Source organism: Wolbachia endosymbiont (group A) of Sympetrum striolatum (assembly GCF_947250715.1).
Lineage (GTDB): Bacteria > Pseudomonadota > Alphaproteobacteria > Rickettsiales > Anaplasmataceae > Wolbachia.
In genome coordinates, this window is sequence record NZ_OX366342.1 from 632,079 (window position 1) to 648,324 (window position 16,246).

The 16,246-nt window shown below is 34.3% G+C and carries 17 protein-coding genes and 1 tRNA gene; 6 read left to right on the forward strand and 12 right to left on the reverse strand.

Features of this window, described 5'->3' with window-relative positions; all coding sequences use genetic code 11:
* Positions 1 to 25: 25 nt before the first annotated feature.
* A complete protein-coding gene (gene ispH / locus OOK87_RS03095) occupies positions 26 to 955 on the reverse strand; it encodes a 4-hydroxy-3-methylbut-2-enyl diphosphate reductase (RefSeq protein ID WP_253310009.1) in 930 nt (309 codons plus the stop codon).
* Positions 956 to 975: 20 nt separating this feature from the next.
* On the opposite strand from ispH, the gene OOK87_RS03100 reads away from it, so the two are divergent.
* Entirely contained in the window at positions 976 to 2,601 is a 1,626-nt protein-coding gene (locus tag OOK87_RS03100) for a peptidoglycan D,D-transpeptidase FtsI family protein (RefSeq protein WP_253307277.1), read from the forward strand.
* A 2-nt stretch (positions 2,602 to 2,603) separates the two neighbouring features.
* Here OOK87_RS03100 and OOK87_RS03105 read toward each other — a convergent pair whose 3' ends face one another.
* Positions 2,604 to 2,912, reverse strand: a complete 309-nt coding sequence (locus tag OOK87_RS03105; RefSeq protein ID WP_253307278.1) for a hypothetical protein — start codon at positions 2,910 to 2,912, stop codon at positions 2,604 to 2,606.
* A 178-nt stretch (positions 2,913 to 3,090) separates the two neighbouring features.
* The gene (elbB, locus tag OOK87_RS03110; protein ID WP_264688033.1) at positions 3,091 to 3,816 is read right to left on the reverse strand and encodes an isoprenoid biosynthesis glyoxalase ElbB; all 726 of its coding nucleotides are present in this window, start codon (positions 3,814 to 3,816) and stop codon (positions 3,091 to 3,093) included.
* 256 nt (positions 3,817 to 4,072) lie between these two features.
* Here elbB and OOK87_RS03115 point away from each other — a divergent pair, with 256 nt between their 5' ends.
* Positions 4,073 to 4,969, forward strand: a complete 897-nt coding sequence (locus tag OOK87_RS03115) for a hypothetical protein (protein ID WP_373457559.1) — start codon at positions 4,073 to 4,075, stop codon at positions 4,967 to 4,969.
* Between the two features lie 53 nt (positions 4,970 to 5,022).
* On the opposite strand, the gene OOK87_RS03120 is transcribed toward OOK87_RS03115, so the two are convergent.
* From OOK87_RS03120 to OOK87_RS03135, 4 genes are all read right to left on the reverse strand, one after another.
* Positions 5,023 to 5,574 carry a 5-formyltetrahydrofolate cyclo-ligase gene (locus OOK87_RS03120; RefSeq protein ID WP_264688034.1) on the reverse strand — a complete coding sequence of 184 codons (552 nt, stop codon included), beginning with the start codon at positions 5,572 to 5,574 and terminating at the stop codon, positions 5,023 to 5,025.
* The gene (locus OOK87_RS03125) at positions 5,558 to 6,178 is read right to left on the reverse strand and encodes a ferredoxin reductase domain-containing protein (RefSeq protein WP_253309835.1); all 621 of its coding nucleotides are present in this window, start codon (positions 6,176 to 6,178) and stop codon (positions 5,558 to 5,560) included. The genes OOK87_RS03120 and OOK87_RS03125 overlap by 17 nt, the downstream gene beginning before the upstream one ends.
* 95 nt (positions 6,179 to 6,273) lie before the next feature.
* Positions 6,274 to 7,419 carry a SurA N-terminal domain-containing protein gene (locus tag OOK87_RS03130; RefSeq protein WP_264688035.1) on the reverse strand — a complete coding sequence of 382 codons (1,146 nt, stop codon included), beginning with the start codon at positions 7,417 to 7,419 and terminating at the stop codon, positions 6,274 to 6,276.
* A gap of 167 nt (positions 7,420 to 7,586) precedes the next feature.
* Positions 7,587 to 7,677 (reverse strand) — tRNA-Ser (locus OOK87_RS03135).
* 99 nt (positions 7,678 to 7,776) lie between these two features.
* Here OOK87_RS03135 and OOK87_RS03140 point away from each other — a divergent pair.
* Positions 7,777 to 7,920 (forward strand): hypothetical protein, encoded by a 144-nt coding sequence (locus tag OOK87_RS03140; protein ID WP_264688036.1) that lies wholly within the window; start codon positions 7,777 to 7,779, stop codon positions 7,918 to 7,920.
* Between the two features lie 61 nt (positions 7,921 to 7,981).
* Entirely contained in the window at positions 7,982 to 8,113 is a 132-nt protein-coding gene (locus OOK87_RS03145; protein ID WP_264688037.1) for a hypothetical protein, read from the forward strand.
* 71 nt (positions 8,114 to 8,184) lie between these two features.
* Here the strand turns inward: OOK87_RS03145 and ppa are convergent, their stop codons facing one another.
* From ppa to OOK87_RS03170, 5 genes are all read right to left on the reverse strand, one after another.
* Positions 8,185 to 8,691, reverse strand: coding sequence for an inorganic diphosphatase (ppa, locus tag OOK87_RS03150; protein WP_182183735.1), 507 nt, complete (start codon positions 8,689 to 8,691; stop codon positions 8,185 to 8,187).
* A 70-nt stretch (positions 8,692 to 8,761) separates the two neighbouring features.
* A complete protein-coding gene (locus OOK87_RS03155; RefSeq protein WP_264688038.1) occupies positions 8,762 to 9,982 on the reverse strand; it encodes a WD1261 family protein in 1,221 nt (406 codons plus the stop codon).
* Between the two features lie 107 nt (positions 9,983 to 10,089).
* A complete protein-coding gene (mnmA, locus tag OOK87_RS03160) occupies positions 10,090 to 11,202 on the reverse strand; it encodes a tRNA 2-thiouridine(34) synthase MnmA (RefSeq protein ID WP_264688039.1) in 1,113 nt (370 codons plus the stop codon).
* 317 nt (positions 11,203 to 11,519) lie between these two features.
* Positions 11,520 to 12,596, reverse strand: a complete 1,077-nt coding sequence (locus OOK87_RS03165) for a rod shape-determining protein (RefSeq protein WP_264688040.1) — start codon at positions 12,594 to 12,596, stop codon at positions 11,520 to 11,522.
* Positions 12,597 to 12,616: 20 nt separating this feature from the next.
* On the reverse strand, positions 12,617 to 14,032 hold the full coding sequence (locus tag OOK87_RS03170) for a gluzincin family metallopeptidase (protein ID WP_264688041.1): 1,416 nt from the start codon (positions 14,030 to 14,032) through the stop codon (positions 12,617 to 12,619).
* Positions 14,033 to 14,309: 277 nt separating this feature from the next.
* On the opposite strand from OOK87_RS03170, the gene OOK87_RS03175 reads away from it, so the two are divergent.
* Both OOK87_RS03175 and tilS read left to right on the forward strand, forming a co-directional pair.
* Positions 14,310 to 14,789, forward strand: a complete 480-nt coding sequence (locus tag OOK87_RS03175; protein ID WP_319803106.1) for an OmpA family protein — start codon at positions 14,310 to 14,312, stop codon at positions 14,787 to 14,789.
* 142 nt (positions 14,790 to 14,931) lie between these two features.
* Positions 14,932 to 16,218 (forward strand): tRNA lysidine(34) synthetase TilS, encoded by a 1,287-nt coding sequence (tilS, locus tag OOK87_RS03180; protein WP_264688043.1) that lies wholly within the window; start codon positions 14,932 to 14,934, stop codon positions 16,216 to 16,218.
* The last annotated feature ends 28 nt before the right edge of the window (positions 16,219 to 16,246 follow it).

Here is a 16,246-nt window from a genome sequence, read left to right on the forward strand (position 1 = left end):
AGAAGCTTAGTAGATAAGTTGTGTTTTAAACCAAATTCGGTATTTTAAACTGAACATTTTCAATAATACCACCTGGCATCACTGAAATTTTTACACTCAGGTTTACTTTTAGGTAGTCCATTAATTCATCAACCAATATGTCAGGAGCAGAAGCACCTGCAGTGATTCCTATCTTTTCTACGCCATGAAACCAGCTTTTATTCACACAGCTGTAATTATCAATTAAGTAGGCTCTTTTTCCTCTGGCAGTGCACAGATCTAATAAGCGGTTTGAATTTGAGCTATTTTTACTTCCTACAACTAACACCATGTCTACAATTTCAGCTAGCTTTTTAACAGCATTTTGTCTGTTTTGCGTTGCATAGCATATGTCCTTTAAATCTGGACCTGTTATGCTTGGAAACCTGAGCTTCAGGGCAACAATAATTTCACGGGTATCGTCGATGCTTAACGTGGTTTGTGTAACATAAGATAAATTATCTGGATCTTTAACTTTTAAATTGCGTACGTCCTGCACAGTTTGCACTAAAATGATAGGATTATTTACTCTTCCTCTAATTCCCTTAACTTCTGGATGGTTTTCATGCCCAATGAGAATTAGTTCTTTACCACCGTTTTCATACCTTTTTGCCTCTTTATGCACTTTGCTGACTAAAGGACATGTTGCATCAATCACTTGAATACCCTTTCTTTTTGCCTCATCTTCTATATTTTTTGACACTCCGTGCGCGCTGAAGATCAGTATTCCTCCATTATCTTCAATTTCCTCGATACTGTTCACAAAAACCACTCCTTGTCTCTTAAAGTCCTCTACTATATATTTATTGTGAACAATTTCGTGTAGCACATAAACTTGGCACTTGTTTTTGTATTTTTCTAAAGTAATAGCTAATATGTCCACAGCTCTTTTTACCCCGGCACAAAAACCTCGCGGCTCAGCTAAGATAATTTCCATTTTTGTCAAATCAAGTAAATATGCAAGCATTACTTAAAAATAAGCTCCGCTCACTGTGTTTTATAGTACCATTATTTACGTTTTATATAATAATTATTTTTCGCATATTCTCTTTAACATTTGATCAACCTACTACTTCAGAAAATTTTAGAAAAGATAATACAGTATATAAACAACCTGATATTTTAGATAGAAATGGAGTGGTAATAGCAACAAATGTGCCCACAACATCACTATATACAGATGCAACCAAAGTAAAGAATCCGGAAAGTATAGCAGCACAACTGTGTTCTATTTTGAATGATCTTGAATACGAGAATTCATATAGAGTACTTACTTCAAAAAAGAAATTTGCTTGGGTAAAGCGGCACTTGACTCCAAAAGAACTGTTAGCAATAAAAAATGCCGGCGTGCCAGGAATAAACTTCTATAACGATGTAAAACGTATATATCCTCACAGTAATTTATTTTCACACGTGCTTGGTTACACTGACATAGATGGCAACGGTATTGCAGGAGTTGAGGCATATATAAGTAAAAACAAACAACATTCTGTTATCCAAGTAGCTGACACTGGGGTCCAGAAAAAAAATACGTGGATTCCAGCATTACGCGCTGGAATAACACCTTACCAGGGTATTCAACTATCCTTAGATACACGAGTGCAAAGCATAGTGCATGAAGAGCTAACTAAAGCTGTAAGCAGATATCAGGCACTCGGCGGAGTAGGAATTGTTTTAAATGTGAGAAATAGTGAAGTCATCTCAATGGTCAGTCTGCCTGATTTTAACCCCAACCTACAGAATAAGGCAGAAGACGTACAAAAGTTTAATCGCGCCAGTCTTGGGGTGTATGAGATGGGGTCGGTATTAAAATTCTTTACAATAGCCGCAGCGCTTGATGCAAACGTTGTAAAAATTGATGATTTATATGACGTGTCAAAGCCAATCACTATTGGGAAATATAAAATTTATGATCTTCATGAATTTAAGATTCCGGAAATCACTGTGCGAGATATATTTGTGAAATCATCCAACATTGGTGCAGCAAAAATTGCAGTTAAATTAGGTATTGAAAAACAAGTAGAATACTTTAAAGCTATGAAGCTATTTTCTCCTTTGAAAATAGAAATACCAGAAAAATCTACACCGATAATCCCGGATAAATGGAGTGAAAACACTTTAATAACAGCATCTTATGGTTATGGCATAGCTGTAACTCCTATACATCTTGCACAAACTGCAGCAGCATTAATCAACAATGGGGTATTTCATAACGCAACCTTGATGTTGAATAAGAGAAGTATAGGAGAGCAAATTATCTCAAGAAGAACTTCCAGGGAAATGAGAAAATTATTACGCGCAGCAGTAACGGATGGCACTGGCAGCAGAGCAAAAATAAAGGCATATTCAATAGGGGGAAAGACTGGATCGGCGGAAAAAGTTGTAGATGGTAAATATAGCAAAGATGCAAACATAGCTTCATTTATAGGAGTGCTAACCATGCTTGACCCAAGGTATATAGTGCTAATTGCTATTGATGAACCTCAAGGGATACACCATACCGGGGGAATAATTGCTGCGCCTATAGTAAAGAACATTATAAATAGAATAGCACCTATACTAAATGTTACACCTGAGATGTAAAATTATGATTGCTTTACTATAACTTCAAATCTATCATTACCAAAATTCTTATTAATATACCAAGAACCATCATCTTTAGTTACAAATTCAAGACCTTTAAGGTCTCTTTCTATTGTCTTTCCATTTTGACCATCAATAGCGATATTAATATCGAATGTAATAACGTCTAGATTTATCATAGCTTCTTTCCCGCTGCACGAATTTAGACTGAACTTGCCTAACATAACATCATTAAAACTCACTTCCCCTGTATAGACATCACACTGACCGTCCATACAACACGTAGTTTCAATATAGAAAAGGTCTGACATATAAAATACCTTACGTTTATAAAAAAAGAGCTAAATATATATAGCTAGTGCAGCCCTACGCCATACCACTAACAAGTAATAGTCAGTAAACCTAGGTCTCTTAGCTATATAACCATAATACAGCTAGGAATGTAAAGTTCAACAGTTAATTGTGTAAGGAAGTCTAAATTACTACATCTTAGAGGAATGGTTGTTTAGTTTTTTTGTTAATCTTTTTTACCATACTGTCAATCATATGCTTTATCCCTTGATATACAGAGTATGTACTTTCGTCGCTACGCATATAAGCAGAACAGGAAAATACATTATACTCTTCGTCTTCTATTGATAACCCTGTATCGCACTTTATGTGTTTGCCGCCAAGCTTCTCTATCAACTGTTCTTTGTCATCTCCTATAGTTACCTTAATCTCACTTTCTTCTTTACCTATCTTGCTACTTAAAATTGAAACAATTACGGCTGGAGATATGCATATTGCTCCTATTGGCTTTTTTGTGACAAAAAATTCTGAAACTAATCTTTCAAATTCAGGCATTACTGTCACCATGTCTTTATTTTCAGCTAAGTCAGATAAATTTTTCGCAACCCCGTATCCACCAGGTACGACTAGCATGTCAAAATTTTCAGCTTTGGCTTCTTTTAAGTCATATATTTCGCCTCTTGCGATTCTTGCTGCTTCTACAAGTACATTCCTTTTTTCTTTCACTGCCTCCTTTGTTTTATGATTCATAACTTGTGTGATATTGATGTCAGGTGCAAAGCATTTAACATCCACTTCCTGCTGATCAAGCACAAGCAGACTTAAAACCGCTTCTCTTACCTCTGCACCGTCAAGGTGACCACACCCTGATAAAATCACAGCAGCTTTTAATTTTTTTTCACCCATAAAGTACCTTGATTTCATATAATCTAGATATTTTAATACAAATTCTATATTTGGAAAGGGGTATGTTATATCAATTATGATATAATTAATAATTAGTATGTATAATTAGGCATATTTACAGTCAATGGAGTAAAATGTGGCTGAGTTCTTTGATAATGAAACTGACTACCAAGAACTAAGAAAAGCTATTTCAGATATAATAGAAAGCATCGCACAATTCCCACAGGAAGAAAAAGGGAAGTTGTTTGAAGCCCTATCAGAACAAGTTAAAGGGATGAATCTCAAAGATTTAGGTTTAGCGATTAATGACCAAGGCTTGCAAAAGGAGGTAAACAAAGAATTATTTATAAAATTCATTGAAGAAGCACTTAAAGGGTTAACTTCTGAAAACGTTGACTCAAAAATAATAGAAGAGGCGTTAAAATCTGTTAATCAGCAAGCAATAAGTAATGTTATAAATAATAATAAAGGTCCGCTGGACAATCTAGTCAATTATTTTAAATCAGCATCTGCAAATAAAAAAATTGGAATAGCTTCTACAGCAATAGTATTGGGAGTAGCATTTTCTCCGCTTATTGTGCTTGCTACATTAATAGCGCTTGTAGCTATTGGAGCGCGTTATGTAGGAATAGGTATAGGAAAGGCAGGGGAAAAAATAAAAGAAGGAGCGATTGAAGCAGGAAAAGCAGTGAAAAGTTCATATAAGGATTTAATAGATAAATTACCTACAGTTCAAGCAAGAGAGAATAACTTTAGTAGATTAAGAACAAACGTGCTTGAAACTATTGCAAACATTAGTCTTAAAGATAACGAAGGCGTTGACGCTAAAAAAGGTCTTGATGATGGGAAAAAAATATTAGAAATGCTTCAAAATGAAAGGCAGCGATCTGCTATACAAGAGTTAGTAAAGAATGGAACCATTCAAAATTTTTCAGAAGATGATATGAGCAGACTTCTGGAAAAGGGCCTCAGTACTCATGTAGCAGATATGAAAGCACTTAATGATCTTATAAATAAATTTCAACCTGCAATTATGGCTATTGGTAACGGTAAAATAGAAGATGTAGAACAAAAAGTTAATGAGAAAGCTCAGGAAATGAAGCCAGATTCTCAATTAGGTAGTTCAAGTGCTGAACGAGTGAGTGAAGAAGGAATCACAGGACCGGGTTGATGCATTTGAGGAGCGTTTTGACGCAAAAATTACTATCAGAAAGTGGGGTTACGCTACTCCTTTCTATCCACTTTTTTGAGCAATCCACCTCCACATCTAACACACATCTCAGTGATTATAATATCCAATTTTTGATCATGTTTTTCTACAGGTAAATCTTTACAATATTGTTTCTCATAGGCTACACCTATAAATATTTTTCCAAGCGGCCGTAATTTTTTTATCATTGTATCATACCAACCACCGCCAAAACATAATCTATTAAAATGATCATCAAAAGCAACAACAGGAGTAATGATTGTGTCGGGAATTACATCTTCATTTGTTTCGTTCCATCCCTCAAATCTTAGCAACTGATTTTTATCAGGAATTGCTACTTTATAACCTAAATAGAGCAAACGACACATCAAAGGGACAACATTTATTTCCCCATCCATTGGAACGTAAGCCGCAATTGTTTTGCCTTTAACGTAACTTAAGTTCTGATTAAAGAGATTAATAAGGGAACTTGCCGCATAAATGGAATAACTTTCATCAATATCTTTTCTTATAGCTCTATATTGCTCTCTTACTTCCTTTTTGTGCTGTTTAATATCTTTGAACATGATCTATCCATTTCGCAGTGAGTTTTTCTTGTAAACTATTTTGCTTTAAGCGCTCACTTAAAAAATCAAAGTCAATAAATTCCATATCCTGGTCTTGATTACTGCAACTATAAACAAAACTCCTTTCTCCTGTTTCCGTATTTATATGTTGCTGAACACACTGAGCGCAGATTTCTTTCATCATACACTGCATAGGAGAATTAACTGACGATATTGCTATGTGACTTGACTTTAGATATGGCTTTAAAATTGTTTTTCTAGCTTCATTCACAGCTTTCATCATTTTATCAGAACCAATAGTGATAATTTTATCTATAGTGTTTAAATTAATACCTAATCTTCCTTGTTGATAAGAGACTATTGCATCAACTATATTACCATGAAAGGATTTATCTTGATCTCTGCTTGTTTCTATCAATCCTTCTTCACATGCCCAAACTACTGCATTTGATGCACGCTCTATCAGTGCTCGTTTAAATACATCACTTAATTTCTTATAGCCAGCAAAGTACAAAACCTTATTATTATTTTCAAGACACGCCTTCCCTATCGAAAATAATACTGCATTTCCAACTCCACCACCAATTAGCATTATATTCTTCATGTGCTATTTTAACTATATTTGTTCAAATTTTTTGAAATTTTATAGAACAAAGTAATTTTCGTACACAAAGACAGAGACAAGGACACTCTCTGACTTCAACTATACCGATAACTGACAGCTGAATTTTTACGCATATCATCTAATAACAAGTTGCTTTGTATCATAATCTTTTGTTGGTACATCTGCTGTTTAATTGCTTCTATATCCGCTGCATTACTCTTGATATCACACAACATCATTAACTTTGCAGTGCCATTTTCTCTTAATTCTACTATTTCATTCACACTTGTTTTACTAAATAAAATCTGTAAATCAGGATTTAAATCTCGCATTTTTATTTCAAACTCTTTTGCGTTTGGCAACTTAAAATCATCTGCTAATTTGTCAAAATTTAAACAATTGACCTTTTGCTCTTGAAAATTATCCAATAAACTTTCTGAACCCTCAACCACAATCTGTTTTAATTTTAAAGTGCTTTCCAGCAGTGCATAATTAAGTTGTACCTTGTCTATGACTTTTATAATAGAGTAACCTTCACTGAAACTGAATGGACCTGCTATATCGCCGGTTTCTAGTCTTTCTAAAACGCTCTTAAGTTTATCTTTGAGCTGACTTAAATTAACTGTTGCTTTACGCATCTTTATTGGAGATTCCGGGTTATTACTATTACGTAATTTTTTTACTAAATCTTCAGCTATGCCATAAACATCCTTGTCTTTTTGATCAGGAATTATAAACTCTTGGAACGTGATAAGATAATCCGGCTTTTCTGTTTGCCTTTTTACATCATCTACTTCTTTATCGCTTATATTAATAAATGGCACAATTCTTACTTCAATAATTTTGCTCCATAGTAACTGACATTTTATTTGTTTTCTTAAAATACTAAGATCTATATTATGCTTTTTTATGTATTGATCAACTTCATTAGCCTTAAGTTTAAAACTTTGGGTTAAAAATAATATGATAGCATTATCTAACTCCTCGTTGCTCAATTTTATATTCAGCCTCTGTGCTTCATTGATAATGATAATTTCGTCTATTAGCTCCCTAAGAATTTGAGGTTTTGCTTCTTTTTGATTAACACTTTGAGTGCCAAACAATGAATTTATAAAGTTGATGCGTTTTTCGATATCTAAATTTGAAATTGGCTCACCATTTACATCTGCAACAATTTCAATCTCGGTTGCAAGCAACCTAAGTGGCAACACTATCAACAGTAAAATTAGTATTTTATGCATATAAGTAAGGTTAACAACCAATTCTATAATAAATACTGAGTCAACGCTAGCCAACTTTTTAATAGCTATCTAAGCAAAGACGGAAATAAAAACCATTGCAACAAGATCAGGTAAACAGGCTAAAAACATGCCAATATAGCGAATTCAGACCGTGCTAAAACAGTATACGGAAGGAGAGGGATTCGAACCCTCGATACGACTTTTCAATCGTATAACGGTTTAGCAAACCGCCGCCTTCAGCCGCTCGGCCACCCTTCCAAATTTAGAACCTAAAGATTATATAATACCAAGACCTCTAACGCCTGTCTAATGCTTTTAACAGCAACATTTTTCCGAACAACTGTAATTTTTAGATCTGTGGTACAAAAATCTATAGCTAACCCAAGAAAGGTTTCCCTACGTCATACCGCAATTCATTCCACAACTGTACGAACATTACAATTTGAGCCTACCAGAAGAATGTCATCCCAGTGCCCAGACACTGGGATCCAGGAATTTTGATTGGGCACTAAGTTGGTAAGCATAAAAGTGGCTGGTCTTATGTTAAAACACAACGTTCTTGATGAGATTACGGCAAGGTTGGATTCCAGTGTCAAGCACTGGAATGACACCATTTGCTGTGCAGTTTACCTTCAAGAATGAATGTTCGTACAGTTGTGCGCGGTATCTCAGCATAGATTCCGCTAACAAGTAGCGGAATGACGAATTTGTTGTTTTTCAAATTGTAGGCAAACCTAAGCCACTTTAGCTATAAATCAACAAAAACTAATTTCTGCTTTTTTCAATGATTTTCTTTGCTTCTTCTACACCAACCCATTCTCCAACTGCTACCGTTTTTCCCTTTTCTAGATCTTTATAATGAGAAAAGAAATGAGCAATTTTATCTAGTAGGTTTTTAGATAAGTCAGAATAGTCCTTTATATTGTCATAATAGCTATCAACACTGGAAACAGGCACAGCTAATATCTTTTCATCTTCTCCTTTTTCATCTTTAGTGAGTAATGCGCCTATTGGACGCACCGATATTAAAACACTAGATGCTAAGGGAAATTGAGTTAGCACCAAAACATCCACAGGATCACCATCACCTGCGCAGGTATTTGGTATAAACCCATAATTGCAAGGATAAGTCATTGAGGTAGACAAAAATCTGTCAACTTGTAACAACCCAAGCTCTTTATTAAATTCATACTTTACAGGCTCAGCATTTGCACTTATTTCAATTACCACATTCACCGCATTTGGTACCGCTGTTATTTTACTTAAATCCATAAATTACCTTCTTAACTTAAGAATAAGCATTATACAATATGTACTTTTAAGTTGCTACATTTATGTAGTTCTAAGCTTGTTTTGCATGGAGCGATTCTAAATTTTCATTCGTCATTCCATTGACTGTTGAAAGTGGTGGTTTCTGTGATAATTGAAATAAAGCATATACTATTACAATAGTAAGCACCGCACCAACTATCAAGTTAGTAAGGTTGTCTTGTGGCAAAACATTTTTTATTGAGTTGAACAATTTTTGCTCCATAAGGAAATAATCAGCAACATATAACCCAACAGATAATACAAACATACCCAAAATAAGTTTACAGATTGTGTTTTTATGGTCTTTTTCTTTTTTCTTGCTGACAATGAAATTTGGCCTACATTTATTCTCTTCTTGTGGCACTGAGTAGTATATATTTTTAGGGCTCGTTACTAATTGTTCAAATTCATCACTATTTTGGTTTTTTAACAGTTGCTCTAGGGTGTTTTTTGTATTTATAGGATATATTAATCCATCCATTTTTAATTCTTTCTCTTGTCGATCCACATTCTCATGGTCGATTGTATATTTATCTCTACTTGATAACTTGATCATATGTAGTGCTTTAGCTAAGAACATTGTATAATGCGCTATTAACTGATTCTCACATATCTCTAATACTTCTCTTTTTACTGTTTTGTTAGATGACGAAAGTTCTTTATAGTGACCACCCAAAGAAAAGAACAATGCTATATCTTTATCTGCTTTTATGTCATGAATGGAATAATAGCTGCTGATAATGCACTTATTTAATGCAAATTCTCTGTCATATTTGTTTAATGTAGTTTTTTCATTTAGTAACTTTCTAACACCAATAAGTACTTTATTTTCAAAATCTTTTTCTGTTTTAAATATTGCTTCTCTCTTTGGATTTGCTAAGATGTTAAGTAAATCTAATTTACTTCCATCTACTTCTACTACTTCATTTATATCTCTATTTAACTCAGACCCTTTAATAACTTCATATATTTTATCTATGACATCTTTAGTATTCAGGTTGTTGTTTTCACTAAGTATCTTATAAGCTTGAGCATAAATTAAAAACAGCCCTTGTAGACTAAACTTTAAGTTAAAATATTCATCTAATGGCTCCCCCTCTTTTTTAATGAATACAGACAAACCAAAATGATTTCTGCAGTCCATACTACGATCTAAGTCGGCATGTTGAAAGCCACCTAAAAAAATAAACAAAGTCTCTAATAAATTACCCTTACCAACAATTTTTATTAGTTCTTCAACTTCCTTAACCATTGCTAAAACCTATAATGTTCTACTTTATAGTATAAGCGATATAGGGTAAAATAGCAATAAATATTATTGTACGTTTACATTCTGCATAAAAAAATTAAGCCACCCAGTTAAGAGCATATCCATCCTCCACCGATAACTTGTTCACCTTTATATGCCACACAGGCTTGACCTGGACTGATGCCAAAGTAATCGTCGTTTAAAATGACACAGGCTTTATTTTTTTCGTCAGTTGAATGTATTGTTGCTAAACTTCCCGCATGTGATGATCTCAGCTTCACAGTTACTTCCATACCTTCCTTTGGTTGTTCTAACCAATTTAACTCCTTGATCAATATTTTTTTTTGCATTAATGCGTTGATCGGACCTACTATAACCTCATTATTTTCTGTATTAATTTTTATCACATAAAGAGGTTCATTGTGTGCGATACCGAAGCCCTTTCTTTGCCCCACTGTAAAATTTACTATGCCACTGTGCTCGCCTAGCACTTTTCCATTAACATCCACTATTTTACCTTTCTGTACAGATTGTGGAGCTAATTTAGCTATTGTTTTACTATAGCTTTCGGAAACAAAGCATATATCTTGACTGTCCGGCTTTTCAGAAATTTGTAAGCTGAAATACTTTGCTAATTTTCTTATATCACTTTTATAGAACCCACCTAGTGGAAATCGCAAAAGCTTCAACTGCTCCTTTGTTGTAGCAAATAGAAAATAGCTTTGATCTTTACTTTTATCAATGCTTCTGCACAACTTTACCTCACCATTTTTTTCTAATCTTCTCACGTAATGTCCTGTTACAAGCACATCCGCACCAAGATTTTTTGTAACTTGCAATAGATCACGAAATTTTACCGTTTGGTTACATCTTACGCATGGTATGGGAGTTTCCCCACGCATATAGGTACTTGCAAAATCCTCTATTACTTCCTTTTTGAATATTTCCTCGTAGTTTAAAATATAGTGAGGAAAGCCAACACTTTCAGCCACGCGCTTAGCGTCGTAAATATCCTGTCCAGCACAACATGCACCTTTTCTTGCGTTAGCATTACCGTCGGTGCCATAGAGTTGAAGAGTCACACCTATCACCTGGTACCCAAAGTTATATAGCAGTGCTGCAGCAACGGAGCTATCAACTCCCCCGGACATTGCAACAATAGCCTTGGTCTGGTGCGGAGCTCTATCTTTTAGCAGAGGTTCAATTTTAAATTCTTTTAGCATAATCGCCTTAATTTATAAACGCAAATCTTGTGTCATTCCAACATACAACTGTGCAAACGTTTTGATTTGGGGGCAATTTACATAGTAGATGATGTCATGAAAGTAGCTGACACTGGAATCTAGTGTCTATTTATGCAAATTCATTAAAACAGCATATTTATTTGTAATTAAGTTTCCTGGATCCCAGTGTCAGCTACTCGGATGACACCCTTTCCTGCTGGAAGTTGCCTTCAAATTACTTGGTGCGTGACACTGGGATCTCATTTATATTACATAATTCCATCAAAACAATTCGATAAACTACCTTCAAAAACAATTTAATCTTGCTTGAATAAAACATGGCCAAAATAATCCATGTTTTCAAGCACTTTTCCACTACCCAAGGCAACACAACAAAGTGGGTCATCTGCAACACGAACTGGTAATTTTGTTGTTTCACTGATAACTTTGCCCAAGTTACGCAATAATCCACCACCACCGGATAAAATTATTCCTCTATCGACTATATCAGAAGAAAGTTCAGGTGGAGTGCTCTCCAGTGCAGTCCTAATAGCAGAAATTATCTGATGTACAGGCTCTATTAAACTCTCTGCAACTTGATATTCTGATAAAAGCATTTCTTTTGGCATGCCACTCACTAAATCCCTGCCTTTAATTATCATTCCCTCTTTGTTATTTTCACCTGGCAGACTGGCTGAACCTACGTTTTTCTTAATTTTTTCAGCAGTTGTTTCACCGATTAATAACTTATGATTTTCACGAATATACGATTTTATTGCTTCATCCATAATATCGCCACCTACTCTGGCAGAACGTGAATAAACAATTCCGCTTAAAGAAATAATTGCAACTTCAGTTGTACCGCCTCCTATATCAACGATCATAGAACCCTCAGGTTCAGTAACTGGGAGCCCAGCTCCGATTGCTGCAGCCATTGGTTCTTCAATCAAAAATACTTCATTTGCACCAGCACTTTCTGCTGCATCTTGTATAGCACGCCTTTCAACTGGCGTGGATCCAGATGGAACGCATATGATAATATTAGGTTTATTAACAGTGAATTTTGTGTTTGCACTGCGTATGAAATATTTTAGCATTTCTTCCGCACTTTTAAAATCAGCAATAACTCCATCCTTTAAGGGCCTTATCGCCTCTATTTCTCCAGGCGTTTTTCCAAGCATCATTTTAGCTTTTTTACCAAAAGCATAAGGAACGTAGCTTCCTTTTTCTTTTACTCTTGCTACAACTGAAGGCTCATCAAGCACTATTCCCTGATTTTTCTGATAAACTAAAGTGTTTGCAGTACCAAGGTCTATGGCAATATCGCTAGCAAACAAACCTTTGAAAGTAAAAAGGCTATAAAACTTTCCGGTCAATTTTCGAACAAAATTCATACATAACTCAAGAAAACCATTTATTGAGACAAATTATACTTTTCAGATAGGTAGTAAGTAACACACTCAACGTCTAAACCCTTGCCTGTTACTTTTTTTAGCAGTTCCAGGCCACACTTTGCACTGTATATATTTTGAGATAACCAACTGATAAGTAAACTAAAATCTCCTTTTATTATAGCACTTAATGATTCGTAATGATTCTTTTTAACGAAAGAGAAAATCTGCACAGCAGCAATTAAAGCAATAATTTTTATAGGAAAGTAGCCCATAACACCGCTTGCCCAATATTCATCTTGAAAATAAGTGTCCAGCTCATTTTTAGCTTTTACTGGAATTTTATAGTGCTTCATACCTTCCAGCCACGCATCGTGCAGATCCTTAACTTCCAGTGTACCATTTATTATATCCTGTTCTAACCTAGTTCTCAACATAATATGAGCTAACAGACTAAATTCATCTGCGTTCTTTAAAGAAGAGGAAAGGTTTATTTCATTGAAAACCAAGTGCAAATTTTCAACACTGCTATTAGTTTTGCCTTTTATAGCAAATTTCTCTTTTATGTGTGGTTGAATGAACTCAATAAATTCTCTGGATGTTCCAATCATCCTTTCCATGAATAACCCTTGAGTTTCATACATAACATGTCTCGTAATTGGGCTACTTATAGAATTTTGCGCTAAACATTTTTGATAAATCGCATAACCACTATGCCGTAAAAGTGAAAATAAACCATAACAAAAATCAGATTCATCATAATCTATAGGGTAGTAATAAGAAGTACGAATCTCATTTAGTGCAATACCCATTTGCTGTAAACATAACGAGCCAAGTTCAATCTGCTTCTGAGTAGCAACTCTTTGTATATTAGTAACCTTATCCTTTTTCTGCTTTTCAATTATTTCATCCACATTTTCGCTAAAAAATTTGCCTACCTTGGGGAATACTTCCCTTATATTCTTTTCTGTGATATCAGAGTCATAGTCAGCAAGCAGTGAGTCGTATTTTGAGCATTTTAATTGCTGCGATTTTATAGAAGCTACTTCGCGAATGAGTGTGATTAAATCAGTAAAACGTTCTTTTAGTTTTTCTAAGTTACTGGTTTCAGAATGAGATAGTTTCCATAAATTTTGGCATTCAACCTTAGCTTTGGATAAAGACTTTACTAAATCAATAGGAAAAGCACTGTTGCTTTTATGTATTCTCTCTATTAACTTTAGCTGCTGAGTATTTGCACTTTTTTTGTTACCAAGAGCATCTGCTAATGATTCCTTTATTGCATCATGAGAGATAATTTCATGTCTGATTTCTTCTAGAAGACTCATTTGTTCAACTTTGTCCTCTATATTCAATTGGCTTTGGTTTAGTACTTTTAGCGTATTTTCGATATTCTTTACCCTATATAATACTTCCTCTAAAAACTTATAAGATTTCATAATTTGTTCATTGTTTTAGAAAACATCTCTTTAATATCGTAATAGATTAATAATAAAGTTAAAAGTATATTTGCTTAAAGTACATAAAAAATTGTACTTTTTATTCCTTTATTGGATTTTTCTACTCAGAGTCCAGCATATTATAAGAAAATTAATTGTAAGGGTGTAGAAAAAGTATTTAGTATTTTATTTCTCTTGACTATATTACAATATGGAGAGATTATTAGCTACTGAAATTAAAGTTACGCACTATTTTAAAATTTATGGAGGTTTAGTAATGTGGAGTAGACTGGTTATAATGTGCTGTTTTTGTTTGCTACTTACTGGTGTAAGTTCTTGCCAAAAAAAAGGAGCAAATACAACAAATAAAATGAATTCTGTTGTTAAGCAGATAGGTGATAAAAGAGTTTTCTTTGGTTATGATGAATCTAGTATTACTGAAGTAAGCGCAGATGCATTACTTAACGTAATGGAGGTGTTACAAGATAACCCTGACGCGAAGGTTACTTTAACTGGTCATACTGACAACCGTGGTTCTCATGAATATAATCTTGCGCTAGGCGCTAGAAGGGCAGATGCAGCTAAAAAATTTATGGTTAGTTGTGCACCCTACATAGAAAACAGAATAAAAACTGCTTCTAAGGGTGAAACTGAGCCTTTGGTTAATGTAAAAGATGATTCTAGAAATTCTAAATATGAAAAAGAGCATGCTAAAAATCGTAGAGTGGAATTTTCATTTTCTGGAATAAAGAAATAGTTTCTTGCATTAAAACCTGGATCCCAGTGTCAAGCACTGGGATGACAAAAGAGAGCAATTCCGCTGCTTGTTAGCGGGATCTATATATACCACAAATAAGTCGCTGTATGACGTAGAGACTATCTTGCCATCAAGAAACATAATGAAATTAGAGTTATTATTTCAAAATATAGCTAATAGCTTTGCTTTCTATAACCAAATCGCAGTTGCAGTATCAGGTGGTGTAGATAGTATAGTCTTACTGCACTTAATGACTAACTGGGCAAAAAAAAACAAGCTTTCACTTCCTATAGCATTAACAGTAAATCATGGGTTACGTTCAGAGTCTCAAAAAGAAGCTGATTTTGTTACAAGTTATGCAAAAGAACTTGGAGCAAAGGAATCGTTCATATTAAATTGGGAGAAGCAAAATATTAAAGGTAATATTCAATTACAGGCACGAAAAGCACGATATAAGTTACTAGCAGAGTGTTGTAAAAACAATAATGTTAAATGTTTGCTCGTTGCTCATCACAAAGATGATCAAGCAGAAACGTTCTTATTAAGATTGGAGCGAGGTAGTGGCGTAGATGGATTATCATCAATGGATTACAAATCTTTCTTAAATGGTATTTATATATTTAGGCCATTGTTAAATTTTAGTCGTAGTGAAATAGAAAAGTACGCTAAGCTTCACCGGTTAAAATGGATCGAAGATAGAAGCAACTATAACTTAAAATACAGGCGAACTTTATACCGTAGCTTACTTAAAGCAAGTGACAATCAAGAGATTTTAACAGAGCGAATATGCCTCACAGCCCTTCATATGAAAAGAGCTGCAAAAGCGTTGATGCACTACACACGCCTTGCATTTAATGACTGTGTTAATGTTCATGATCTTGGTTATATTGAAATTAAACTAAGTGAATTTTATCAATTGCCAGAGGAAATAGCCTTGAGGCTTCTTCTTTACTCTATAATGGCAATTGCCAGTAAACATTATAAACCAAGGTACAATAGCCTTATTGCGATATTTAATAAAATATTGCAAAAGGATAGTAATGTTAACTGTACACTTTCTGGGTGCAAAATAAGAAAATATGGAGAAAATATCTTAATAATTAGAGAATCGTCAAAGATACAAGAAATTACCGTAAACCTACCTTTAAATGAACCTACTCAATGGGATAACAGATTTAGCTGCACAATACTCGGAAATCAAGAGTGTTCAGTTATCATCGCTCCATTAAAAAAAACACAAAAAGTTCCTGAATTTCTGAAGGATTACAACTGCTGCCCTGAAGTCTTTTATTCTTTGCCTACAGTACAAAAAGATGGAAAGGTACTTGCTTATCCTGATGTAATTCATGATACAAAAGACATCAATAGTAATAAGGTTCAATTCATTATTAGTTGCATAATACAAAAAAATCTTATATTATCGATATAGTATGATCGATGATGAAAATTTATCTTAG